This is a genomic window from Pseudomonas sp. B21-012 (genome assembly GCF_024749305.1).
GTDB lineage: Bacteria > Pseudomonadota > Gammaproteobacteria > Pseudomonadales > Pseudomonadaceae > Aquipseudomonas.
Genome location: NZ_CP087197.1, coordinates 681,474 through 703,896, shown reverse-complemented (window position 1 = coordinate 703,896; position 22,423 = coordinate 681,474). Strand labels below are relative to the sequence as shown.

General features: G+C 65.1%; 21 protein-coding genes and 1 pseudogene. 15 read left to right on the top strand and 7 right to left on the bottom strand.

The window, feature by feature from the left end; all coding sequences use genetic code 11:
- Positions 1-77 precede the first annotated feature (77 nt).
- On the top strand, positions 78-1,091 hold the full coding sequence (locus LOY37_RS03115) for a zinc-binding alcohol dehydrogenase family protein (protein WP_258716281.1): 1,014 nt from the start codon (positions 78-80) through the stop codon (positions 1,089-1,091).
- Positions 1,092-1,216: 125 nt separating this feature from the next.
- Positions 1,217-1,381 carry a hypothetical protein gene (locus tag LOY37_RS03110; RefSeq protein WP_176794194.1) on the top strand — a complete coding sequence of 55 codons (165 nt, stop codon included), beginning with the start codon at positions 1,217-1,219 and terminating at the stop codon, positions 1,379-1,381.
- On the opposite strand, the gene LOY37_RS03105 is transcribed toward LOY37_RS03110, so the two are convergent.
- On the bottom strand, positions 1,365-2,546 hold the full coding sequence (locus tag LOY37_RS03105; RefSeq protein WP_123565040.1) for a multidrug effflux MFS transporter: 1,182 nt from the start codon (positions 2,544-2,546) through the stop codon (positions 1,365-1,367). The genes LOY37_RS03110 and LOY37_RS03105 overlap by 17 nt on opposite strands.
- 114 nt (positions 2,547-2,660) lie before the next feature.
- Complete coding sequence (locus LOY37_RS03100) at positions 2,661-2,858, bottom strand: heavy-metal-associated domain-containing protein (RefSeq protein WP_045197079.1); 198 nt, start codon at positions 2,856-2,858, stop codon at positions 2,661-2,663.
- Positions 2,859-3,005: 147 nt separating this feature from the next.
- Here LOY37_RS03100 and LOY37_RS03095 point away from each other — a divergent pair, with 147 nt between their 5' ends.
- Genes LOY37_RS03095 through cueR form a run of 3 tightly spaced genes read left to right on the top strand, consistent with a single transcriptional unit; the run spans position 3,006 to position 6,250 of the window.
- Positions 3,006-3,392 (top strand): hypothetical protein, encoded by a 387-nt coding sequence (locus LOY37_RS03095; protein WP_258716280.1) that lies wholly within the window; start codon positions 3,006-3,008, stop codon positions 3,390-3,392.
- A 54-nt stretch (positions 3,393-3,446) separates the two neighbouring features.
- Entirely contained in the window at positions 3,447-5,849 is a 2,403-nt protein-coding gene (locus tag LOY37_RS03090) for a heavy metal translocating P-type ATPase (protein ID WP_093376421.1), read from the top strand.
- Positions 5,846-6,250 (top strand): Cu(I)-responsive transcriptional regulator, encoded by a 405-nt coding sequence (gene cueR, locus LOY37_RS03085; RefSeq protein ID WP_010221738.1) that lies wholly within the window; start codon positions 5,846-5,848, stop codon positions 6,248-6,250. Before LOY37_RS03090 ends, cueR begins: the two co-directional genes overlap by 4 nt.
- 5 nt (positions 6,251-6,255) lie before the next feature.
- Here the strand turns inward: cueR and LOY37_RS03080 are convergent, their stop codons facing one another.
- Positions 6,256-7,149: a PA4780 family RIO1-like protein kinase gene (locus LOY37_RS03080; RefSeq protein WP_258716279.1), complete on the bottom strand. Its 894-nt coding sequence runs from the start codon at positions 7,147-7,149 to the stop codon at positions 6,256-6,258.
- Positions 7,150-7,429: 280 nt separating this feature from the next.
- Between LOY37_RS03080 and LOY37_RS27475 the strand changes: the two are divergent.
- Positions 7,430-8,518: pseudogene (locus LOY37_RS27475) on the top strand (cache domain-containing protein); the annotation flags it as partial.
- Positions 8,519-8,608: 90 nt separating this feature from the next.
- Positions 8,609-9,376, top strand: coding sequence for a methyl-accepting chemotaxis protein (locus LOY37_RS27470; protein ID WP_404944413.1), 768 nt, complete (start codon positions 8,609-8,611; stop codon positions 9,374-9,376).
- A gap of 3 nt (positions 9,377-9,379) precedes the next feature.
- On the opposite strand, the gene LOY37_RS03070 is transcribed toward LOY37_RS27470, so the two are convergent.
- Entirely contained in the window at positions 9,380-10,168 is a 789-nt protein-coding gene (locus LOY37_RS03070) for a helix-turn-helix transcriptional regulator (protein ID WP_213602537.1), read from the bottom strand.
- An 87-nt stretch (positions 10,169-10,255) separates the two neighbouring features.
- On the opposite strand from LOY37_RS03070, the gene LOY37_RS03065 reads away from it, so the two are divergent.
- Entirely contained in the window at positions 10,256-11,284 is a 1,029-nt protein-coding gene (locus tag LOY37_RS03065; RefSeq protein ID WP_258716278.1) for a bile acid:sodium symporter family protein, read from the top strand.
- Here the strand turns inward: LOY37_RS03065 and LOY37_RS03060 are convergent.
- Positions 11,271-12,548, bottom strand: coding sequence for an acetyl-CoA C-acetyltransferase (locus tag LOY37_RS03060; protein ID WP_045197069.1), 1,278 nt, complete (start codon positions 12,546-12,548; stop codon positions 11,271-11,273). The two genes, LOY37_RS03065 and LOY37_RS03060, sit on opposite strands and share 14 nt — an antisense overlap.
- 116 nt (positions 12,549-12,664) lie before the next feature.
- Here LOY37_RS03060 and LOY37_RS03055 point away from each other — a divergent pair, with 116 nt between their 5' ends.
- The 7 genes from LOY37_RS03055 to LOY37_RS03025 all read left to right on the top strand — a co-directional run bounded on the left by LOY37_RS03055 (position 12,665) and on the right by LOY37_RS03025 (position 19,267).
- Positions 12,665-14,017 carry a 3-oxoacyl-ACP reductase gene (locus tag LOY37_RS03055; RefSeq protein WP_093376441.1) on the top strand — a complete coding sequence of 451 codons (1,353 nt, stop codon included), beginning with the start codon at positions 12,665-12,667 and terminating at the stop codon, positions 14,015-14,017.
- A 2-nt stretch (positions 14,018-14,019) separates the two neighbouring features.
- Positions 14,020-14,874: a MaoC/PaaZ C-terminal domain-containing protein gene (locus tag LOY37_RS03050; RefSeq protein ID WP_258716277.1), complete on the top strand. Its 855-nt coding sequence runs from the start codon at positions 14,020-14,022 to the stop codon at positions 14,872-14,874.
- A gap of 61 nt (positions 14,875-14,935) precedes the next feature.
- Positions 14,936-15,241, top strand: coding sequence for a MazG-like family protein (locus LOY37_RS03045; protein WP_045197063.1), 306 nt, complete (start codon positions 14,936-14,938; stop codon positions 15,239-15,241).
- Complete coding sequence (locus LOY37_RS03040) at positions 15,238-15,987, top strand: methyltransferase domain-containing protein (protein ID WP_045197061.1); 750 nt, start codon at positions 15,238-15,240, stop codon at positions 15,985-15,987. The genes LOY37_RS03045 and LOY37_RS03040 overlap by 4 nt, the downstream gene beginning before the upstream one ends.
- Positions 15,988-16,010: 23 nt before the next feature.
- Positions 16,011-16,646, top strand: coding sequence for a DUF4136 domain-containing protein (locus LOY37_RS03035; protein ID WP_045197059.1), 636 nt, complete (start codon positions 16,011-16,013; stop codon positions 16,644-16,646).
- Positions 16,647-16,665: 19 nt separating this feature from the next.
- Positions 16,666-17,226: a DUF4136 domain-containing protein gene (locus tag LOY37_RS03030; RefSeq protein WP_093376454.1), complete on the top strand. Its 561-nt coding sequence runs from the start codon at positions 16,666-16,668 to the stop codon at positions 17,224-17,226.
- A 103-nt stretch (positions 17,227-17,329) separates the two neighbouring features.
- Positions 17,330-19,267, top strand: a complete 1,938-nt coding sequence (locus tag LOY37_RS03025) for a pilus assembly protein TadG-related protein (protein ID WP_249744380.1) — start codon at positions 17,330-17,332, stop codon at positions 19,265-19,267.
- Here the strand turns inward: LOY37_RS03025 and LOY37_RS03020 are convergent.
- Together LOY37_RS03020 and LOY37_RS03015 are read right to left on the bottom strand one after the other, a co-directional pair.
- Entirely contained in the window at positions 19,252-21,951 is a 2,700-nt protein-coding gene (locus tag LOY37_RS03020; protein WP_258716276.1) for an ATP-binding protein, read from the bottom strand. The two genes, LOY37_RS03025 and LOY37_RS03020, sit on opposite strands and share 16 nt — an antisense overlap.
- Entirely contained in the window at positions 21,948-22,391 is a 444-nt protein-coding gene (locus LOY37_RS03015; RefSeq protein WP_213602551.1) for a TadE/TadG family type IV pilus assembly protein, read from the bottom strand. Before LOY37_RS03015 ends, LOY37_RS03020 begins: the two co-directional genes overlap by 4 nt.
- Positions 22,392-22,423: the final 32 nt, after the last annotated feature.

Genomic DNA, 22,423 nt, shown 5'->3' with positions numbered 1-22,423 from the left:
TGTAGTTTTAGCGGCTTTTAACCGCAAGTGAAAGCACCAATCATGGCCCGCATTGACTACCCCACCGAGGAATCTCCATGAAAGCCATTGCCTACTATCACTCCCTGCCCATCAGCGATGCAGCAGCCCTGCAGGACATCGAACTGCCAGCCCCGGAGCCTGGCCCACGCGACTTGCTGGTGGAGGTGCGGGCGATCTCGGTGAACCCGGTGGATACCAAGGTGCGCCAGAACGTGCAGCCAGAGGCTGGCGCCGCCAAGGTGCTGGGCTGGGACGTGGCCGGGGTGGTCAAGGCGGTGGGCAGCGAGGTCAGCCTGTTCCAGCCGGGTGACAAGGTTTACTACGCAGGCTCCATCGCCCGTGCCGGCGGCAACAGCGAGCTGCACGTGGTGGATGAGCGCATCGTCGGCCACATGCCGAAAACCCTCGGCTTTGCCGAAGCGGCGGCGCTGCCGTTGACCGCCATCACGGCCTGGGAGCTGCTGTTCGAACGCCTGCAAATCGCTGAAGGCCAGCAGGACCTGGGCCAGAGCCTGTTGATCGTCGGTGCCGCCGGCGGGGTCGGCTCGATCCTCACGCAACTGGCCAGCAAACTCACCGGCCTCAAGGTGATTGGCAGCGCCTCGCGCCCGCAAACCCAGGACTGGGTCCGTGAGCTAGGTGCCGATAACGTCGTCGATCACAGCCAGCCGCTGGCCGCCGCACTCAAGGCCCAGGGCATCGAGCAGGTCACCCACGTGGCCAGCCTGACCCAGACCGACCAGCACCTTGATCAACTGGTCGAAGCCCTGGCACCGCAAGGCAAACTGGCGCTGATCGATGATCCCAAACAGCTGGACGTGACCAAACTCAAGCGCAAGAGCCTGTCGCTGCACTGGGAGTTCATGTACACCCGCTCGCTGTTCGAAACCGCCGACATGCTCGAACAGCACAAGCTGCTCAACCGGGTGGCCGAACTGATCGACAGCGGCACGCTGAAAACCACCCTCGGCGAGCACTTCGGCACCATCAATGCCGCCAACCTGCGCCGCGCCCATGCCCTGCTGGAAAGCGGTGCGGCCAAGGGCAAGATCGTCCTCGAAGGCTTCTGAAAAGGCGCGCCCACCTCGTTTACGGGGTGGGCGCGACCGTCAGTCCGAGAACTGACCCAGGTCATTCCGCTGCCCGTGGCCGGCGCTACAATGCATCAGCCAACGCCAACCTCAGGTATGCAGATATGAATATCCAGGTCAGTGCATCAGCAAAAAAGCCCGGCTGCCCCTGGCAGGTCCAGCTCGACCAGCACGTGGTCAGCTTTCGCAGCGAGGCCGAGGCCCGCGCCTTCGTCAACACCCTGCAAACCCGCCTCCAGGCACCCCACCCACTCAAACGGAGCGGCTGAGGTTCAGCCTGCGGGTGAGCATTGCCACGCTCACCACCGCCAGGCCACAAAGGCTGATGACGATGGCCATCGGCACCGCCGTGCCGTCGTGCAGCACCCCCACCAGCGCCGCCGCCGCGGCCGCCACACTGAACTGCAGGCAACCGAGCAGGGCTGAAGCGCTGCCGGCACGGGCGCCCTGCCCGCTCATGGCGCAGGCCGAGGCATTGGGGATGATGCAGCCGAGGCTGGCGATACAAATGAACAACGGAATCAGCAATGGCCACAGCGCTGCCGGGTGCAGGGCGCTGATGCCCAGCAAGGTCAGGCCCGCCGCCAGGTAAACCCACACCGCCCGGGCCAGCAAGAAGGCCGGGCCACGCTTGGCCAGCAGCCGTGCGTTGACCTGCGCCACCAGAATGAACCCCGCTGCGTTACTGCCGAACAGCCAGCCATAGTGCTCGGCCGGCACCCCATAGAGCTTGATGAAGACGAACGGCGAGCCGGCGATGTAGGCAAACATGCCAGCGATGGCGATGCCACCGGTCAAAGCGTGGCCGAGGAAGATACGGTCCTTGAACAGCCGGCCGTACTGGCGCAGCGAACCGGACAACGGCGGGCGCGGCTGGTTGGCCGGCAGGCTTTCCGGCAGGCCCAGGGCCACGGCCAGGGTGCACAGGGCACTGAACAGGGTCAGGGCAATGAAGATCGACTGCCAGCCGTACAGGTTGACCATCAGGCCACCGAGCATGGGCGCCAGGATCGGCGCCAGGCCCATGACCAACATCAGCTGCGAGAAGACCTTGGCCGATCCCACCGCATCGCACTTGTCGCTGACGATCGCCCGCGACAGCACCATCCCGGCGCAACCGCCGAGGGCCTGGACGAAACGCGCCAGAATCAGTGCATCAAGGCTCGGGGCGAAGGCGCAGGCCAGCGACGCCAGGGTGAACAGGGTCACCCCGACCAGCAGCGGAATGCGCCGGCCAAAGCGGTCGGCCACCGGCCCATAGGCCAGCTGGCCCAGCGACAGGCCAAGGAAGTATGCCGCGAGGGTGGTCTGGATGTGCTTCTCGTCGGTGCCAAAGGCCAGTGCCATGGCCGGGAAGCCGGGCAGGTAGAAGTCGATCGCCAGGGGCCCGAACGCACTCAAGGCGCCGAGAATCAGGATGGTTCGCAGGTTCATCGGAAATCCGTAGCAGGCTAAGCAAGTCCGCTAGTCTAACCGCCCTGCCGGGGTTTCGCTGACAGAGTTACGCCTGCGCGATGAATCTTTTAGCCACCGCGCGGGCGTCGGCGGTCAGGCTGGCTCGGCGCCGTAGCCCTCGGCACGAATAGCCTTGAGAATATTGTCTGCCGGCAAATCGCTCTGCACTTTGACCTGCTTGCGCGCCAGATCGATCTCGACCACAGCCTCATCATCATGCTCGCGAACGGCACGCGTGATAGCTTTGGCGCAATGGCCGCAGGTCATTCCTTGAACAGTGAATACTTGCATTGCAACAGCCTCCTGTGGGGTTTGAGCGCAGTTTCAAGCTTGCCATCGGGGCAAGGTCAAGTGCGAGGTTTGCCTGCCGGGCTGGAAATCAGCGCGCCGCTCCGCCAAGCTGCAAGCCTGAGAATCGATTTGCAGGAGTTTGAATTCATGCACAGGGCAGCTTTGGGCCTTTTCGGCCTGCTGGGAGTAATGGGCCTGGTGCCCGCGGCCAGTGCCGAGGGCAACGCCGACTACAGCATTCTGACCATTTCCCGCGAGCGCCTGGAAGTGGCGACCTCGTGCGAGATCGGCGTGTACCTTAATGACCAGCTTTCGGCGCGGCTGTTCCAGGAGCAGTCGACCTCGTTCAACCTGCCGCCGGGCAAGGTCGCGGTGCGCCTGCGCCTGCTGCCGGCACAGATGCCGGGCTGCCAGAACGGCCTGGAGAACCAGCGCAACCAGAAGCTCACGCTCAAGGCCGGCGAGATCAATAAATACCGCATCGCCATGGACCAGAATGGCCTCAAGCTGATCAGGGCCGGCCTGGGCTATTGACCTTCCCCGCATGGCAAGGTTGATGCTTGAGGCCTGTCCAAGGAGGAGTGCCCCATGTCCGCATCTACCACGTTCGACCTGCCGATTGCCGGCATGACCTGCGCCAGCTGTGCTGGCCGGGTCGAGCGCGCCCTGCGCAAGGTCGTCGGTGCCGAACAGGTCAGTGTCAACCTGGCCACCGAGCAGGCCCGCATCCAGGCCCCGGCCGACAGCCTGCCGGCGCTGGTCGAAGCCGTCGAGCAAGCCGGCTACAGCGTGCCCGCGCAAACCCTCGAGCTGCAGATCGGCGGCATGACCTGCGCCTCCTGCGCCGGGCGCGTCGAGCGCGCCCTGGCCAAGGTCGCGGGCGTGCAGCAAGTCACCGTCAACCTGGCCAACGAACGCGCCCACCTGCAGCTGCTGGGCCAGGTCGACAGCAACGTGCTGATCGATGCCGTCAGCCAGGCCGGTTACAGCGCCAGCCTGCCGCAGAGCGCCAAGGTCAACCAGGCCGACGCCGAACGCCGCCTGCGCAAGGAGCGCTGGTCGGTGGCCCTGGCGGTGCTGCTGGCCCTGCCGCTGGTGCTGCCAATGGTCCTGCAACCCTTCGGCATCCACTGGATGCTGCCGGCCTGGGCGCAGTTCGTGCTGGCCACCCCGGTGCAGTTCATCCTCGGTGCGCGTTTTTATGTCGCGGCCTGGAAAGCCGTGCGCGCCGGAGCCGGCAATATGGACCTGCTGGTGGCCATCGGCACCAGCGCCGGTTACGGCCTGAGTCTCTACGAATGGGCCACAGCCAGCGCCGGGGTCATGCCGCACCTGTACTTTGAAGCCTCGGCGGTGGTGATTGCCCTGATTCTGCTGGGCAAGTACCTGGAAAGCCGCGCCAAGCGCCAGACCGCCAGTGCCATCCGCGCCCTGGAGGCCCTGCGCCCGGAGCGCGCGCTGTTGCTGGTCGACGGCCAGGAACGCGATGTCGCCATCAGCGAGCTGCGCCTGCATGACCTGGTGCTGGTCAAGCCCGGCGAGCGCTTTCCGGTCGATGGTGAAGTCGTCGAGGGCCAGAGCCACGCCGACGAAGCACTGATCAGCGGCGAAAGCCTGCCGGTACCGAAGCAACCGGGCGACAAGGTCACCGGTGGCGCGATCAACGGCGAAGGCCGCCTGCTGGTCCGCACCCTGGCGCTGGGCACGGAAACCGTGCTGGCACGCATCATTCGCCTGGTCGAAGACGCCCAGGCGGCCAAAGCACCGATCCAGAAACTGGTCGACCGGGTCAGCCAGGTGTTCGTCCCCGCCGTGCTGGTGCTGGCGCTGATTACTCTGGTGGGCTGGTGGCTGAGCGGCGCGCCGATTGAAACCGCGCTGATCAACGCCGTCGCCGTGCTGGTAATTGCCTGCCCGTGCGCCTTGGGCCTGGCCACACCGACGGCAATCATGGCCGGCACCGGCGTCGCGGCCCGCCACGGCATCCTGATCAAGGACGCCGAAGCTCTGGAACGCGCCCATGCAGTGAATCGCGTGGTGTTCGACAAGACCGGCACCCTGACTTCCGGCAGCCCGCGCATCGTCCACAGCCGTGCGCTGGTCGGTGACCAGGCGCAATTGCTGCAACTGGCCGGCGCCCTGCAGCGCGGCAGCGAGCACCCGCTGGCCAAGGCGGTGCTCGATGCCTGTGAAGAGCAAGGCCTGCGGGTCGCTGATATCAGCAACAGCCAGTCGCTGACCGGCCGGGGTATCGCCGGTAGCCTCGACGGTCGCGAGCTGGCCCTGGGCAACCGCCGCCTGCTGGATGAAAGCGGCTTGCAGCCTGGTGAGCTGGCCGTCGATGCCCAAGCCTGGGAAGCCGAAGGCCGGACCCTGTCGTGGCTGCTCGAACGCAGCCCGCAGCCGCGCGTGCTGGGCCTGTTCGCCTTCGGTGACAGCCTCAAGCCCGGCGCCGGTCAAGCGGTTCGCCAATTGGCCAGGCAAGGCATCAGCAGCCACCTGCTGACCGGCGACAACCGCGGCAGTGCCAAGGTGGTCGGCGAAGCCTTAGGCATCACTGACGTGTATGCCGAAGTCCTGCCTGCCGACAAGGCCGCCACGGTTGCCACGCTCAAGCAGTCCGGGGTGGTGGCCATGGTCGGCGACGGTATCAACGATGCTCCGGCCCTGGCCGCTGCGGACATCGGCATCGCCATGGGCGGCGGCACCGACGTGGCCATGCAGGCGGCAGGCATCACCCTGATGCGCGGCGACCCGCGCCTGGTACCGGCGGCCCTGGAGATCAGCCGCAAGACCTACGCCAAGATCCGCCAGAACCTGTTCTGGGCGTTCATCTACAACCTGATCGGCATTCCCCTGGCCGCCTTCGGCATGCTCAACCCGGTGCTGGCCGGCGCCGCCATGGCGCTGTCGAGCGTCAGCGTGGTGAGTAACGCGCTATTGCTGAAAACCTGGAAGCCGACCACCCCGCCTGAGGACGATGCCCAATGAATATCGGCCAAGCCGCCCGCCGCTCGGGCCTGAGCGCGAAGATGATCCGCTACTACGAGTCGATCGGCCTGCTCAAGCCGGCCCTGCGCAGCGACAGCGGCTATCGCCTGTACCAGCAGGAAGACCTGCACCAACTGGCATTCATCAAGCGCTCGCGGGACCTGGGGTTTTCATTAGAAGAAGTTGCCCGCCTGCTTACCCTGTGGCAGGACCGCCAGCGCGCCAGCGCCGACGTCAAGGCCCTGGCCAGCCAGCACATCGACGACCTCAACCGGCGCATCGAGGAACTGGTGAGCTTGCGTGACACCTTGAGCGAACTGGTTGCCCACTGCCAGGGCGACGACCGCCCGGACTGCCCGATCCTCAAGGACCTGGCAGCCGGCGGCAGTTGCTGTCACTGACGCGTTTACTGGAGCCAGGGCGGCGCCGGTTCTTCGTCCTTGACCGTACCCCGCTCGGCGTCGGCCTTGGCCGCACGCCGGCGGGCTTCATCGATGCGCGCCGCGTCGATCTCGCGCATGACACCGTCAACGTCGGCACTGTGCTCGTCATCGGCGAACACCCCGGTCAACGGGCTTTCCGGCAGCAGCTTGCCGGCCTGGTACAGGGCCCACATTTCACGGGCATAGCGCGTCTGCTTGAGCTCCGGGGCAAAACGGCCGAAGTAGGCGGCCATGTTGCCGACATCGCGCTCGAGCATGCTGAACGCGTGGTTGTTGCCAGCAGCGTCGACCGCTTGCGGCAGGTCGATGATCACCGGGCCGTCTGGCCCGAGCAGCACGTTGAACTCCGAAAGGTCACCATGGACCAGGCCGGTGCAGAGTATCAGCACGATCTGGCGAATCACGAAGGCGTGGTATTCGCGGGCCTGTTCAGGCTCCAGGTGTACGTCGTTCAGGCGTGGCGCGGCGTCGCCATGTTCATCGGCGACCAGCTCCATGAGCAGCACGCCATCGAGAAAATCATACGGCTTGGGTACCCGCACACCGGCATTGGCCAGGCGGAACAGCGCCGCCACTTCGGCGTTCTGCCAGGCGTCTTCTGCCTCTTTGCGGCCGAACTTGGAGCCCTTGGCCATGGCCCGGGCCTGGCGGCTGTTGCGTACCTTGCGGCCTTCCTGGTACTCGGCGGCCTGGCGGAAACTGCGCTTGTTGGCTTCTTTGTAGACCTTGGCGCACCGTAGCTCCCGACCGCAGCGGACCACATACACCGCAGCCTCCTTGCCACTCATCAGCGGTCGTAGTACTTCGTCGACCAGTCCATCTTCAACCAGCGGTTCAATGCGTTTTGGAGTCTTCATCGGTTTCTGTCGGGGGTCCTGTCTGGCCAAACACGGGATTGTTATAGGTCACAGGTTCTGCAACCTGCTTGTCGCTGAAGCAAGACCGCACTGCGTTGTAACGGCAATCAGCCTGACTTGCCATTCTTTTTCTGCCCGAAGGCGACCAAACGGTCACAAAATTCGGCAATTACCAATAAACACGGGGGATTTCCCCCAAGTAACACTTTATTTCCAGAGCACACGGCCGATGTAGTCTGCAGCAGCCTCGTACGTTTACAAGAAAAATTCTGGAGCGCGGATGAACATAAAACAAAAACTGACCTGGGCCTTCGCCGTAATCGCCGGCTTGCCGGTGATTCTGGTCGCCACCCTGGTGGTCCTCAACCTGCGCAGTGAAGCCCGCGAAGGCTTCGTCGACGGCAGCAGCCGCGAGATCCGCCAGGTGGCCAACGCCATGCAACTGTTCTTCGAAGGCATCAGCCAGAACGTCGACTACCTGGCCGCCCAGCCACTGGTCAGCGCTACCGGCGGCGAGGTGAAAAAGTACCTGGGCGCCGATGCCGCGCAAATCGCCCTGGGCGAGCATGACAAGAAACTCTACGACTTCTTTGCCAGCCTCGCCGCCAGTCATCCGGCCTACTCCTACGTGTCCTACGGTCTGAGCGATGGCGGTTACGCGTTCTGGCCGGGCGATGCGAAAATGGCCAACTACGACCCGCGCCAACGCCCCTGGTACCAGGCGGCCATGGCCACCCCGGGCAAGACCCTGCGCACCGACGCCTATTACTGGGCCGGCGATGACGCCGTGCTGGTGAGCACCGTGCGCGCTGTCGCCAACCAGCTCGGCAACCCCGGCGGCGTGGTCAACATCGACGTCTCGCTCAAGCAGCTGACCGAGATCGTCAAGCAGATCAAGCTCGGTGAAAGCGGCTACCTGATGCTGCTCGAAGACAACGGCAACGTGCTGGTCGACCCACGCGATCCGGGGCACAACTTCAAGCAGCTGGGCAGCCTCGGCGAGGGTTACGCGCAATTGGCCAAGGCCGGCAAGGGCCTGGTCGAAGTCGAGCTGGACGGCGAACGCTACATGGCCAACATCTGGCCTTCGGAGCAACTGGGCTGGAATTTCATCGGCCTGATCCGCCATGACGAAGTGATGCACACCGCCACCCAGCTGACCTGGCTGGTCGCCGCTATCGCCATCGTGCTGGCGGCGGTGTTCGCCCTGGTCGGTGCGACTTTTGCCAAGCTCATCGTGCGCCCGATCCACAGCGTCACCAGCGGCCTGGAAGGCATCGCCCAGGGTGAAGGCGACCTGACCCGCAGCCTGGAGGTGCGCGGGCGCGACGAAACCGCACAACTGGCCAACTGGTTCAATCAGTTCCTGGCCGCGATCCGCAACCTGATCCAGAGCATCGGCCAGGCGGCGAACAAAATCCTCGCCACCTCCAGCAGCTCGACCCAGGTTTCCCATGACATGGCCGAAGCCGCCGGGCGCCAGCGCGAGGCGGTGGACATGGTCTCGACCGCCTTCCACGAAATGGTCGCCACCGCCAACGAAGTCGCCCGCTCCTGCAGCCAGGCCGCCGATTCCGCCGACAGCGGCCAGCAGCAGGCCCGCGAAGGCCAACAGCAGATCGACGCGGCAGTGCAAAGCGTTGATCGCCTGAGTCAGGAGATCGAACAGTCGGCGCAGTCGATGCAGCAACTGGAGCGCGACAGCAATGCCATTCAGTCGATCCTCGGCACCATCCGCTCGATTGCCGAGCAAACCAACCTGCTGGCCCTTAACGCCGCCATCGAAGCTGCGCGCGCCGGTGAACAGGGCCGCGGCTTTGCCGTGGTCGCCGACGAAGTGCGGGCGCTGGCCAAGCGCACCGCCGACTCCACGGCCGAGATCGACCACCTGCTCGGCAACCTGGCCAACCGCACCAGTGAAGTGGCCCAGCAGATGCACGCCAGCCTGGAAGTGTCGCAACAGTCGGTCAGCCGTATCGGCCAGGCGCGCAACAGCTTCGGGCAGATCCGCGAGTCGGTGGACATCATCCGCGACATGAACACGCAGATCGCCACCGCCGCCGAAGAGCAGCACCAGGTGGCTGAGGACATCAACCGCCATATCAGCCAGATCCATGGTGATGCACAGCTGGTGGCGGAGCTGGCCAATTCGGCGCGCCAGGACTCGCAGAGCCTGGCCGGCTTGTCCAACGAACTGGATGCGCTGGTACGGCGCTTTCGCACCTGAGGACTACAGGCGCAGCTCGCCCGGGGTAAAGCCGAACAGGCCCTTGAAGGCGGCGATGTAGGCCGAAGTGGAGTCGTAACCGCAGCCCAGCGCGGCTTCGGTGACGCTCTGCCCAGCCTCCAGCGCAGTCAGCGATGACAACAGGCGCATGCGCTGGCGCCAGCCGCGAAAGCTCAGGCCGGTTTCGCGCTGGAACAGGCGCGTCAGGGTTTTTTCCGAGGTGTTCAGGCGCTGCGCCCACTGCGCGAGCGTCTGGCCCTGCTCGGGCTGTTCGAGCAGTTCGTTACACAGCTCGAGCAAGCGCGGGTGCTGCGGCAACGGCAGCGAAAAGCCCACCTCCGGCAGCGCCCGCAACTGGTCGAGCAACACCGCGACCAGCCGTGCCTCCGCGCTGTCGCCCTCGGCATAGTCCACCGGCAACAGGCAGAACTGCTTGATCAGCTCGCGGGCCAGCGGTGTCACCTCCAGCACCCGGCACTGCCCCGGGGCCCAGCTGGCTTCTTCGCGGCGAACATACAGGCTGCGCATCTCGGCCTGCATCGAGGTCAGCACCTCATGCTCGACTCCGGCCGGAATCCATACCCCCCACTGCGGTGGAGCAAAGTAGCTGCCATCGGCGGTATAGACCCCGAGCACGCCACTGATCGCATACGAGAACTGCACCCAGTCATGCCGGTGGCGTGGCGTCCACGAGCCGGCACCGAGGCTTTCAGCGCGGGCGTACAGGGGCCGGGGCAAGCGCTCCAATTGGGGAATCGCCCGAGCGTTGAGTTTTTGTCCGTTACTCGGCATCAGTTGGCCTTATGTCGCAAGACGGTAAGCACTTGCCGAGCGTAGCCTCTGGGCTCAATGAATACAAAATGATTCGCAGGCCCGCCTATGCAAGCGCTCAAACACCTCAAACGCGTAGTAACCGACTGGTTCCTCTGCGGCATGTTCCTCGCCACCTTCCTCGCCTGGCTGTTCCCGCAGTTCGGCCGTAGCGGCGGAGCGCTGCATGTCGAGGTGGTGATAAATGTCGGCGTGTTCCTGGTGTTCTTCCTGCACGGCATCAACCTGTCCAGTGAACAGATCCGCCACGGCCTGAAGAACTGGCGCCTGCACCTGATGGTCCAGGGCTTTACCTTCCTGGTCTTCCCGCTGCTGTGGTGGCTGGGCAATAAAGTGCTCGGCAGCCAGTTGCCGGCGCTGCTGATGCTGGGTTTCTTCTATCTGTGTGCCCTGCCCTCAACCATTTCCTCGTCGGTGGCACTGACCGGCAGTGCCGGCGGCAACGTGCCGGCGGCGATCCTCAATGCCAGCCTGTCCAGCGTACTGGGGATCTTCCTCACCCCCTGGCTGGTGAGCCTGGTGCTCGGCAGCGGCAGCGACGGCATTGATCTGGGCGCAACCCTGCTCGACCTGTGCGCACTCCTGTTGCTGCCGCTGCTGCTCGGCCAGTTGCTGCGGCCCTGGTTGGGGCGCTTTTTCGCCCGGCACAAGCGCTACACCAATGTCATGGACAAGCTGGTGATCCTGCTGCTGGTGTATGCGGCGTTCTGCAACTCGATGGTTTCGGGCATGTGGCAGCAGCAAGGCGCCTCGGTAATCGCCATGGCCCTGGTGGGCAGCGCCGTGCTGCTGGGGTTGATCCTGCTGCTGACCACCCGCACCGCGCGGGCCCTGAACTTCAGCCCGGCGGACGAGATTGCGGCGGTGTTCTGTGCCAGCAAAAAATCCCTCGCTGCTGGCGCACCGATGGCCGCGCTGATTTTCGCCGGGCACCCGGGGCTGGGGCTGGGGCTGATCCTGTTGCCGATCATGATCTACCACCCGTTGCAGCTGATCGTCTGCTCGATCATGGCCGAGCACTACGCCAGTCGCCCGGCCCGGCAAGCCAGCCCGGCGGCGCTGGTCAACGCTCGATGATCGCCGTTACCCCCTGACCGCCGGCGGCGCAGATCGAGATCAGGCCACGGCCCTTGCCGGCATTGGCCAGCAGCTTGGCCATGTTGGCCAGAATGCGCCCGCCGGTAGCGGCGAAGGGATGCCCGGCAGCCAGTGAACTGCCCTTGACGTTGAGCTTGCTGCGGTCGATTGAGCCCAGTGCGGCATCCAGGCCCAGGCGGGTCTTGCAGTACTCGGGGTCTTCCCAGGCCTTGAGGGTGCACAGCACCTGCGCGGCAAAGGCTTCGTGGATTTCGTAGTAGTCGAAATCCTGCAGGCTCAGGCCGTTGCGCGCCAGCAAGCGGGGCACGGCATAGGCCGGGGCCATCAGCAGCCCTTCATGGCCTTTGACGAAATCCACTGCGGCGGTTTCGCCATCGACCAGATAGGCCAGCACCGGCAAGCCGCGCTCGCGGGCCCAGTCTTCACTGCCCAGCAGCACCACCGAGGCGCCGTCGGTCAGCGGTGTGGCGTTGCCGGGTGTCAGCGTGCCCTTGTCGCTGCGCTCGAACACCGGCTTGAGGCTGGCGAGTTTCTCCAGGGTCAGGTCCGGGCGCAGGTTGTTGTCGCGGGTCAGGCCCAGGAACGGGGTCAGCAGGTCGTCGTGCCAGCCTTCGGCAAACGACGCGGCCAGGTTGTGGTGGCTGCGCAGGGCCAGTTCGTCCTGATCCTGGCGGGGAATGTGCCAGGTCTGCGCCATCAGCTCGCAGTGCTGGCCCATGGACAGGCCGGTGCGCGCTTCGCCATTGCGCGGTAACTCGGGCTTCAGATGTCCGGGGCGCAGTTGCAAGAAGGCCTTGAGTTTGTCGGCGGTGCTGCGCGCGCGGTTGGCTTGCAGCAGTATCTGACGCAGCCCTTCATTGACCGCAATCGGTGCATCGGAGGTGGTGTCGACGCCACCGGCAATGGCGCTGTCAATCTGCCCCAGGGCAATCTTGTTGGCCACCAGCAGCGCCGTTTCCAGCCCCGTGCCACAGGCCAGTTGCACGTCGTAGGCCGGGGTCTGCGGCGATAGCCGCGAGCCGAGCACGCTTTCGCGGCTGATGTTCATGTCACGCGAATGCTTGAGCACCGCGCCGCCCACCACCTCGCCCAAACGCAGGCCATGCAGGCTGTAGCGCTCGATCAGCCCTTCGAGGGCAGCGGTGAACATTGCCTGGTTGCTGGCCTTGGCATAAGGGCCGTTGGAGCGGGAGAACGGAATTCGATTGCCGCCAATGATCGCGACCCGGCGCAATGAGCGCATACGTAACATCCTCTTTTACGAAACGGTCCGCTACAGCGTAGGTGTTTTTTGCCCAGTCGAACGACCAATGGCCAATCATGGTCCACACTTTGAAGCTATTTCAGGGAGAACCGCACATGAGCGACCGCTATATCGACTTCGCCAACTCCGACCTTGGCCGCCGTCTGGTAGGTGCCGTCGGCCTGCCCAGCCCGGCGCGCCTGGAACGTTGGCAAGCCGGCCGCCTGCGGCCGATCGAGGGCGCCCTGCTGCTCGGTGGCGGGTCGCTGGCAAAGACCGTCGAAACCTTCGCCAAGCGCCTGACCGATGAGTTGTACAGCTTTGCCAGCCCCGACCTTGAGGCCAGCGAATGGGTGGCGGGCTTGGGGCCCAAGCTCAAGGCGGTGGTGTTCGATGCCAGCGAACTGGACGATATCGACCAGCTCAAGCAATTGCGCGAATTCTTCCAGCCGCTGCTGCGCAGCCTGGCGCCCAGCGCCCATATCGTCATTCTCGGCCGCGCCCCGGAACAACTCGATGACCCGCTGGCGCAGGTTGCCCAGCGTGCCCTCGAAGGCTTCAGCCGCTCGCTGGCCAAGGAACTGCGCGCCGGCGGCACCCTGCAACTGTTGTATGTGAACGAAGCGGCCGAAGATCAACTCGAAGGCGCCCTGCGATTCTTTCTTTCGCCCAAAAGCGCGTTCATCTCTGGCCAGGTCCTGCGCCTGGAGGCCTGCGGCACAGCGGTCCAGGACTGGAGCCGGCCGCTGGCCGGGCGCAAGGCGCTGATCACCGGCGCCGCCCGTGGCATCGGTGCGGCGATTGCCGAAACCCTGGCCCGCGATGGCGCCGAAGTGATCCTGCTCGATGTACCGCCGGCCAAGGCCGACCTCGAGGCCCTGGCCGCGCGCCTGGGCGGGCGCAGCCTGGCCCTGGACATCTGCGCGACGGACGCCCCGGCACAATTGCTTGAAGGACTGCCCGACGGCATCGACATCGTCGTGCACAACGCCGGCATTACCCGCGACAAGACCCTGGCCAACATGACCCCGGAATTCTGGGACTCAGTGCTGGCGGTCAACCTCAAGGCCCCGCAACTGCTGACCCAGGCGCTGTTCGACAGCGGCGCCCTGCACGACAACGCACGTATCGTGCTGCTCGCGTCAATCAGCGGCATCGCCGGCAACCGTGGCCAGGCCAATTACGCCGCCAGCAAGGCCGGGCTGATCGGCCTGGCCCAGGCCTGGGCACCGAAGCTGGCCGAGCGCGGCGCCAGCATCAACGCCGTGGCCCCCGGGTTTATCGAAACACGCATGACCGCGGCAATTCCCTTCGCCCTGCGCGAAGCGGGGCGACGCATGAGTTCGCTGGGCCAGGGCGGCCTGCCGGAGGATGTCGCCGAAGCGGTGGCGTGGCTGGCGCAACCGGGCAGCGGCGCGGTCAATGGCCAGGTGCTGCGGGTTTGCGGCCAAGCCGTGATGGGGGCCTGAACATGAGCCGCACATGGATCGAGTTGGGCAGCACGGCGGCGCTTTCCGGGCTGTACCTGCGCGCCGCGCGCAAGCGCAAGATCAGCGGCGACCGCCTGCCCGGCACTGGCTTGCGCTGCCACTTGAGCGTCGACCCGCAGCAGCTTGAGGCTTACCGCAAACTCTGCCATTTCAGCGACGACGGGCGCCTGCCGCCGACCTTCCCGCATGTCATGGCCTTCGCCCTGCAGATGCAGTTGCTGACCGCAAAGGACTTTCCCTTGCCGCTGCTGGGGCTGGTGCACCTGCACAACAGCATTCGTGTGCTGCGCCCGCTGGGCGGCATCAGTCGCCTGCGTTTCAGCGTGCATGTAGAGAACCTGCAGCCCCATGAAAAAGGCGCCACCTGCGACCTGATCACCGAAGCCGAAGACGGCCTCGGCCTGATCTGGTCCGAAACCAGCCGCATGCTCTGCCGGGGGCTGAAACTGAGCGGCGACGCGCCTGCGGTAGACGAGCCCGAAACCCTGCCCTTGAGCGAACTGACCCGCTGGTACGCCGACAGCGATATTGGCCGGCGTTACGCCAGGGTCTGCGGCGACTACAACCCGATCCACCTCAGTGCCGCCAGCGCCAGGCTATTCGGCTTTCCTACCGCCATTGCCCATGGCATGTGGAGCAAGGCCATGGCCCTGGCCGCCTTGCGCGGGCACCTGCCGGTCAGTGGCTATGAGATAGGGGTGGGCTTCGTTAAACCGGTGCGCCTGCCCAGCGAGGTGATCCTCAATGCCAGCCCGGCCGCGGCCGAGGGCCAGTTGCAGCTCGACGGCCATGGCGAGCTGGTGCACATGCGCGGCGCCTGGCAGCCACTGAGCTGACAGCATCCTCTTGCGTTGCGACGGCGCCCGCCTGAAGCTATGCCGCTTGAGGAGAGCCCCGATGAATTTGCAAGAACTGACCGAACGCCTGCACCGCATCCGCGACAACAACGACTGGCGCGGCTTTCACAGCCCGAAGAACCTGGCCATGGCCGCCAGCGTCGAGATGGCCGAGCTGGTGGAAATTTTCCAGTGGCTGACTGAAGACCAGTCGCGCCAGTTACCGCCCGAGCAGCTGGAACACGCCGGCCAGGAAGTCGGCGATATTGTCCTCTACCTGTTGCTGCTGTGCAGCGAGCTGGGCCTGGACATGGAGCAGGTGGTCAGAAGCAAACTGGCCGACAGCGAAAGGCGTTTTGCCAAATGAACGACCGTCACTTCGATGAGCTGGCGACCCGTTTTGCCGAAAAAATCTATGGCGGTGCCAAAGGCGCGATCCGCCTGGCAGTACTCCAGGCGGACCTCGCCGAAGCGCTCCCTGATCGCCCGCTGCGGGTACTGGATATCGGCGCGGGCCTGGGTCATATGTCGCTATGGCTGGCCCAGCGCGGGCACCAGGTGACTCTGGCCGAACCCGCCGCGCCGATGCTCGACGGCGCCCGAGAGCGCTTTGCCGAAGCCGGCCAGCAAGCCACCTTCATCCAGGCACCGTGGCAGGACCTGCTCGGCCAGTTGACCGAACCCTATGACCTGGTGCTGTGCCACGCGGTACTGGAATGGCTGGCCGAACCTGAGGCCATCCTGCCGGTGCTGCATCAATTGACCCGCACCGATGGCCTGCTGTCGTTGGCGTTCTACAACCGCGACGCGCTGGTGTACCGCAACCTGCTCAAGGGCCATTTCCGCAAGTTGCGCAGCAACGAGCTGGCCGGTGAAAAGCAGAGCCTGACCCCGCAAAAACCACTTGATCCACGCACGCTCAAGGCGCAACTTGAAGACTTGTGGCAGGTCGAAAGTGAAAGTGGCGTGCGGGTTTTCCACGACTACATGCCCCGCGATTTCCAGGCCAAGGCCGAGCTGCTCGACCTGCTGGAAATGGAGCTGGCGCATCGTCGTCACCCGGCCTTCGCCGGCCTGGGCCGCTACCTGCACTGGATCTGCCGACCGCGCTGAAGCGCACCCGCCGGGAGGGTGACATGCCGTACCGTTTGACCCTGGGCCTGCTGTGCCTGGCCCTGGCCGCCTGCCAGGGCAGCAACCCGTATGTGGCCAGCTCCCGCCCGTTGCCCCCGGCCCCCGCACAGGCCGCCACGACCTTCGATGCCAGCGCCTACCCGGCCGCGCCGCGCGACTACGCCCGCTACCGCAGCTGGGCCTGGCTCAACGGCCAGTTGCCGGCGGGCAGCACCTATGCAGAGCCTGCACAGCTGGCCGATGCGGTCAGCAACGCCCTCGACCAGCGCGGCCTGCGCCCGGCGCGCAATGGCCAGGCAGGCGACCTGCTGGTGAGCGCCGACCTGCGCCTGGAACGGCGCCTGCGCCAGGTGCGCGAAGACTACTACCCCTACGACAACTACCCCTATGGTGGTTACGGCGGCTACGGCAGTTTTGGCCGCTATCACAATGGCTACGGGGCCTACGCCAGCGTGCCGCTGGTGCGCACATACGAGGTCGAAGTGATGGTGGTGCACGTCGAGCTGTATGACGCCCGCGACGGCCAGCCAGTCTGGAGCGCCAGCGCCGAGACCGCCAGCCAGGACTCCCAGGGCAAGCGCGCGGACGCGGTGCGCGAATCGGTGCAAAAGGCCCTGGCCAGCTATCCTCCCAGTTAAAGGTAATCGGAGAACCATCATGTTGCGCCGTCTCGCTTTACTCTCGCTCGCGCTGCTGCTCGGCGCCTGCCAGAGCAACAATGTCACCCAGGATTTCGACGCCAGCCGCGACTTCGCCGCTTACCGCAGCTGGGCCTGGCAGGAGCCGGGGCTGCAATACCGCCCGGATGACCCGCGGATCAAGAGCGACCTCACCGAACAACGCATCCGCCAGGCGGTGGCCGGCCAGCTTGACCAGCGTGGCCTGCGCCCGGCCCAGGGCAACAGCCGCCCGGACCTCAAGGTGCAGTCCTACCTGATCGTCGAGAACCGCCAGCAACAAGTCACGACCAATTATGGCGGCGCCTGGGGTGGCTACTGGGGCGGCTACTGGGGTGGGCCGATGTACAACGAAACCCGCAGCGTCGACTACAAGGTGGCAACCATCCAGGTCGACCTGTTCGACGCCCGCGACGGCAAGCTGGTGTGGCGCGGCAGTGCCGAGCAGATCATGAACAACTACCCGCCAAGCCCGCAAGAGCGCAACTCGGCAATCCAGAACACCGTCGCCAAGCTGATGGGCAACTACCCGCCACGCTGAACCCCACCCGCCAGTCGCCATGCAGGCGACTGGCCATTATCTTGTCTACACTCCTTTGCACTGCTGCTGCCCCGCGCGGCCTTGGGCCGGCAAAGGAGTGCTCGTGTCTACTCGCTTTCCAGCACGGCAACGTGGCGCCATCGGCTTGATCGCCGCCCTGACCCTGGGCATGGCCTTATTGTTCGGGCTGTTGGTGGTCGACAGCGGGCGGCTGTACCTGGAGCAGCGCAAGTTGCAGCGGGTGGTCGATATGGCGGCACTGGAGGCAGCCGGGCAAAGCGCCGTGTGCAGCGGCCCCGGGCCCCAGGCCGCGGCCCTGGCCCAAACCAGCGCCAGCCGCAATGGTTTTACCCTGGCCGAAGGGCGAACCCTGGCCACCGCTTGCGGCACCCTGCAGACCGGCGTCGACAGCCTGCGCCGTTTTACCGTCAACCCCGCACGCAACGATGCGATCAGGGTTATTGCCCAGAACAGCGTGCCCACCAGCATCGCCGCCGGGGTGCAGGCGCTGGTTCGCGGCAATACCCTGCCTACCACCACCAACCTCACGGCCCAAGCCGTGGCGGCGACGCCGAAGCCACCCTTGGCCGTATTGCGCATCCGTACAACCCTGGCCGACATCGACTCACGCAAGTCGGCATTGCTCAATGCCCTGCTCGATCCGTTGGGTGGGCGGGTGCAACTGGATGCCCTGGGCTGGCAAGGCCTGGCCAACACGGATATCAACCTGCTCAAGTACCTGGACCAACTGGCAATTAACGTCAGTGTACAAGCCGGCAACTACGACGAGCTGCTGGGTAAGCAGCTGTCGGCCACGCAACTGATCCAGGCGGCAATCGACGTATTCAAACAAGGCAGCAACACCGCCATCGACGTCGCCACCAACCTGGGCAAGCTCACCGTCGCCACCGATGACAACCGCGTGCTCAAGCTCAACGAAATCCTCGATATCCAGGCCGGCACCGCCAAGGCCGGGCTGGACACCAGCCTGCAATTGCTGCAACTGGTGCAAGGGGTGATCCTGCTGGCCGACAAGTACAATGCCGCTTCGGTCGAGTTGCCCTTCAATGCCCTGGGGCTGGTCAGCGGCAAGGTACAGATCAAGGTCATCGAGCCGCCGCGAATTTCCGCCATCGGCAATCCGCAGACCGACGACATCAGCGTGCAGACTGCACAGATCCGCACCCTGGTGTCGCTGAATACGCCGGTAGTCGATACCCTCGGCGGTATCGTCACGGAGGTGCTGAAGCTGGCCGCACCGCTGACCAATATCCTTAACAACCTGCTGCACCTGAACCTGCTGGGCACCGTACAGTCCCTGACCTGCGCACTCGGCGTGCCGTGCAAGGTCAGTGACATCGAAGCCCTGAGCAAAGCTGCACGCATTGATATCAGCATCGACACGGTCAAGGCGACCAGCCGTGTCAGCGCCTACCGCTGCAGCCCCGACAAGCAATTGACTGCGTCAACCGACAGCGCGGCAGCCACGGTCACCATCGGCAAGATCGACAACCCGGCGACCTTCTTCAGCACCGGTAGCGGCACGGTCACCCCGATCCCGCTGATCGATATCGGTACCAACATCTGCACCAGTGTGCTCGGGCTGTTTCCCAAATGCGCAACCCGGGTGCCCTGGGTAGGCGGGGGCGTGGGCATCAAGCCGGATCCGCTGCAGGTACTGTCACGCCACGAGAACCTGCTGTTCAGTGGCGCCAACCTGCCGGAGATCGGCAAGCCTGCGCCTTACCTGAGCATGCAACCGATCAACGTGGTGCAAAGCCTGAGCACCACCATCGATACCCTTCCTTTGCAGGTCTACAAACCACAGAACGGTGATGTGCTGGGCGAGATCCTCAGTGTTGCCAGCAGCGTGCTGACCGGGGTGACGAATATCCTCAAACCGATGATCAAGAACCTGCTCAGCCCGCTGGTCGATCCCCTGCTCAACGCCTTGCTCAAGGTTCTCGGCATCGACCTGAACACGGTCGAGGTCAGTGCCAACCTGACCTGCTCCAGCTCCCGCGCTCAACTGGTGCTGTAGACCGGCAACTCGATACAGAACCGCGCCCCCAGCTCGGCGTTCTCGACACTCAGGCTGCCGCCCATGGTGTCGATGATGCCGTAGCTCACCGACAGCCCCAGGCCAGTGCCAACGCCCACCGGCTTGGTGGTGAAGAACGGCTCGAAGATGCGTTCGAGCAAACGCGGCTCGATGCCGCCGCCGTTGTCCTCGACCAGCAACCGCACCTGCCGGGCATCCTGCTCCAGCCTCACGGCAATCCACGGCTGCAGCTCGCGGTGCTGCTCGCGTCGGGCCAACAGGGCATCGCGGGCGTTGACCAGCAGGTTGATCAGCACCTGTTCCAGCTGATCCTGATGACCACTGACCTGCACCTGCTGCCCAGGTGCCTGCACATGCAATTCCACGCCCTTGCCGCGCAAGCCGTCGGCCAGCAACGACAGGGCGCCCTCCACCGCCTGCCAGGGCGCGAACGGTTGCTGCTCAAGCTCCGAACGCCGACCGAACACGCGCATGTGGTCGACTACTTTGGAGGCGCGCAGCACCTGGGCATCGATACGTTTTAGTTTGTCTTGCAGGTAGTCGACCTCGGCGTTGCCGTTTTCCAGACGCTTGAGCGCGTTGACCACGGCCATGCGCATGACGTTGAGCGGCTGGTTGATCTCATGGGCAAGGCCGGTGGCCATTTCGCCGAGGGTGGCCATTTTCGCGCTTTGCAGCAGTTGCTGCTGGGTGCGCCGCACTTGCGTGTTGTCGCGGCCCACCGCCTGGATTTCCTGCAACTGGCCGTGCTCGTCGAATAACCCGCGATCAGACCACAACCACCAGGCATGCTCGCGCCCTGGCAGTTGCAGGCAGATCTCGGCGCTGCTCACCGGCTGCTCCGGGGTCAAGCCCGCCAGGCGTTCGACAAAGGCCTGGCGCTGGGTCGCGGACAGCCACTGGCCGAGGTTCACGCCGGCCAGTTGCGCGGGCGGGCATTCCAGGTAATCAGCCAAAGGCTGATTGCCGAACACCAGGCTCAGGTCCGGAAGATAGCGGCAGATCATCGCCGGTGAATCCTCGACCAGCACCCGATAGCGCTCCTCGCTCTGGCGCATTTTTTCCGCAGCCTCGGTGGCCTCGCTGACGTCCAGCCAGATGCCCACCACCTCCACCGGCAAACCGAGGTCATCGCGCAGCAGGCGCGCTTCATCCAGTACCCAGTGATAACCGCCATGCTGATCACGCAGGCGATAGCGGCTGCGACTCTGGCCGTGCTGCAAGAGCATCCGCGTGCGCTCCAGCCACAGCAGCTGATCATCGGCGTGCAACCACTGCCCCGGTTGCAGGGGCTCGCCGGCCAGCGGCTGCCAGCCGAGCATCGGCGCCAGGCTGGCGCTGCAGAACTCGGTGAGCAAGGCGCCTTCGACGTAGCGCTGGATGTAGATCACCGCTGGCGAGCTGGCGATCAGGTTTTCCAGGCGCGCCTGGGCAGCGCTGGCCTGCAGCTGTTGCGCCTTGATGTCGCTGATGTCGAGCATGAAGCCCTGCACCCGGCGATTGCCGCCGCTGCCGTGCACCTGGCCGCACAAGCGATACCAGCGCGGCTGCGCCTGGGTGCTGTGATCAAGCAGGCGCAGGCTCAGTTGCAAGGCGCAGCCCTGGCGCTGCAGCTCGGCAAACGCCAGCTGGACCGCCTCGCGGTCTGCCGGGTGCACGCGGCTCAGCCATTGGTTAAGGGTAAGCGCCGCCGGAACGCCCAGGCTCTGGGCCAGTGCCGGGTCCAGATGCAACTGCGGCTCGTCCAGACGCCATTGCCACCAGCCGGCCCCCAGCTGCAGCTGCAGGCTGTCCAGGCGCTCGCTCTGCTGGTGCAACTGGTGCGCAGCCAGGCGAGCGAGCAGCGGTTCGACAAAGGCGGCGGCGACCAGCAGGGCATCCTCGGCCTGCAGCACCTCTTGCGGCTCGATGCAGATCAGCCAGGCCTGATTGACCTGGCCCTGGGCAAACGCCAACAGGTAAGTCGCCAGCCCTGGAAACAGGGCCTGTAGCGCGGGCTCACTGGCACTGCTGAGCATGCTCGCCGGCAACTGCCGATCGAGCAACGGCGCAAGCTGTTCGTCACGCAGCCAGTGCAGCGCATCGCCACTGCAGGCGTAGATCTGCCAGCCCTGCTCGGTTTGCACCAGTACCCCCGCGCCACGGGCCCGCCAGTGGCGTACCAGCCAGTTGAGCTGTTCTTCGGCCACCGCTTGCAGGCGTTCGATGCTGCAGGCGCGCAAGGCGCAGGCCAGGTGCGCAGTCAGGTGTTGCTGGCGCTCGGCAGCCAGGGCTTGCTGGCGATGCTGCAACAGATCGCCGATGTCGAACATCTGCAGCAACCAGCCGCCATCGCTCTGGGGCTGCAACCAGCCGCGGGTGTGCAAGGTGTGGCCGCCGGCCGCCTTGAAGTCCAGCTCCAGAAGCTGCCCCTGCCAGTCTGCCGGCTCGCCTTCGAGCACCAGCAGGCTGTAAGGCTGCACGTAGTCATGCAGACGCACCCCGGCCTGGGTCGGCAGCGCCAGCGCCGCGCGCAGCGGCCCGGCCAGGCGCAAGACCCTGGCCGCGCCGTCCAGCCACAGTTGCAGGCCCACCGCCGGCACCTCGGGGGCTTGCGCCACGGGCTCTTCGACTGGCGCCGCGCGCCCGCGCCAGCGCTCGAACAGGCTTTGCCCGCCACTCACAGCTGCAGGCTCGCTTCGGCCTTGAGGCTGTCGGGCAGGCGCGGCACCTCACCGATGCCCGGCAGTTTCAGTACCGGCAATACCGCGGTCAGTTTGCTCTTGGCGTAGTTGATCTTCACCGTCAGCAGCTTGCCCGGGGTAAGGACAACCGTGGCATCGCTGTTGACCTTGAAAGCCAACGGCGCTGGCATCCACGCCAGTTGCTCGCCGAGCACGCGCTTGGCCAGCGCCTCGACATCAGCGCCGTAGGTGGCGCTGGCAGGGTCCAGCGCCACACAACGGCGTACCGCTTCACTGCTGGCCTGGTTGAACGATTGCAGCATCAGCATCGGCAGCCCGTAGCTGACCACCCCGTAAAAGACCGCGAAGAAGATCACGAATACCGCGACAAACTCGAGGGCTGCCGCGCCTTTTTGCCGCTTGCACAGGCTTGCTTGCATGATCGCGTCTACCCTGACAGTGACACCTGAAA

Coding starts and splice junctions, on each gene's coding strand:
- LOY37_RS03050 (WP_258716277.1), top strand. CDS start 14,020: ATGAGCCGCACATGGATCGAGTTGGGCAGCACGGCGGCGCTTTCCGGG.
- LOY37_RS03030 (WP_093376454.1), top strand. CDS start 16,666: ATGTTGCGCCGTCTCGCTTTACTCTCGCTCGCGCTGCTGCTCGGCGCC.
- LOY37_RS03090 (WP_093376421.1), top strand. CDS start 3,447: ATGTCCGCATCTACCACGTTCGACCTGCCGATTGCCGGCATGACCTGC.
- LOY37_RS03080 (WP_258716279.1), bottom strand. CDS start 7,149: ATGAAGACTCCAAAACGCATTGAACCGCTGGTTGAAGATGGACTGGTC.
- LOY37_RS03060 (WP_045197069.1), bottom strand. CDS start 12,548: ATGCGCTCATTGCGCCGGGTCGCGATCATTGGCGGCAATCGAATTCCG.
- LOY37_RS03045 (WP_045197063.1), top strand. CDS start 14,936: ATGAATTTGCAAGAACTGACCGAACGCCTGCACCGCATCCGCGACAAC.
- LOY37_RS03070 (WP_213602537.1), bottom strand. CDS start 10,168: ATGCCGAGTAACGGACAAAAACTCAACGCTCGGGCGATTCCCCAATTG.
- LOY37_RS27470 (WP_404944413.1), top strand. CDS start 8,609: ATGGCCGAAGCCGCCGGGCGCCAGCGCGAGGCGGTGGACATGGTCTCG.
- LOY37_RS03095 (WP_258716280.1), top strand. CDS start 3,006: ATGCACAGGGCAGCTTTGGGCCTTTTCGGCCTGCTGGGAGTAATGGGC.
- LOY37_RS03100 (WP_045197079.1), bottom strand. CDS start 2,858: ATGCAAGTATTCACTGTTCAAGGAATGACCTGCGGCCATTGCGCCAAA.
- LOY37_RS03040 (WP_045197061.1), top strand. CDS start 15,238: ATGAACGACCGTCACTTCGATGAGCTGGCGACCCGTTTTGCCGAAAAA.
- LOY37_RS03035 (WP_045197059.1), top strand. CDS start 16,011: ATGCCGTACCGTTTGACCCTGGGCCTGCTGTGCCTGGCCCTGGCCGCC.
- LOY37_RS03065 (WP_258716278.1), top strand. CDS start 10,256: ATGCAAGCGCTCAAACACCTCAAACGCGTAGTAACCGACTGGTTCCTC.
- LOY37_RS03015 (WP_213602551.1), bottom strand. CDS start 22,391: ATGCAAGCAAGCCTGTGCAAGCGGCAAAAAGGCGCGGCAGCCCTCGAG.
- LOY37_RS03105 (WP_123565040.1), bottom strand. CDS start 2,546: ATGAACCTGCGAACCATCCTGATTCTCGGCGCCTTGAGTGCGTTCGGG.
- cueR (WP_010221738.1), top strand. CDS start 5,846: ATGAATATCGGCCAAGCCGCCCGCCGCTCGGGCCTGAGCGCGAAGATG.
- LOY37_RS03055 (WP_093376441.1), top strand. CDS start 12,665: ATGAGCGACCGCTATATCGACTTCGCCAACTCCGACCTTGGCCGCCGT.
- LOY37_RS03115 (WP_258716281.1), top strand. CDS start 78: ATGAAAGCCATTGCCTACTATCACTCCCTGCCCATCAGCGATGCAGCA.
- LOY37_RS03110 (WP_176794194.1), top strand. CDS start 1,217: ATGAATATCCAGGTCAGTGCATCAGCAAAAAAGCCCGGCTGCCCCTGG.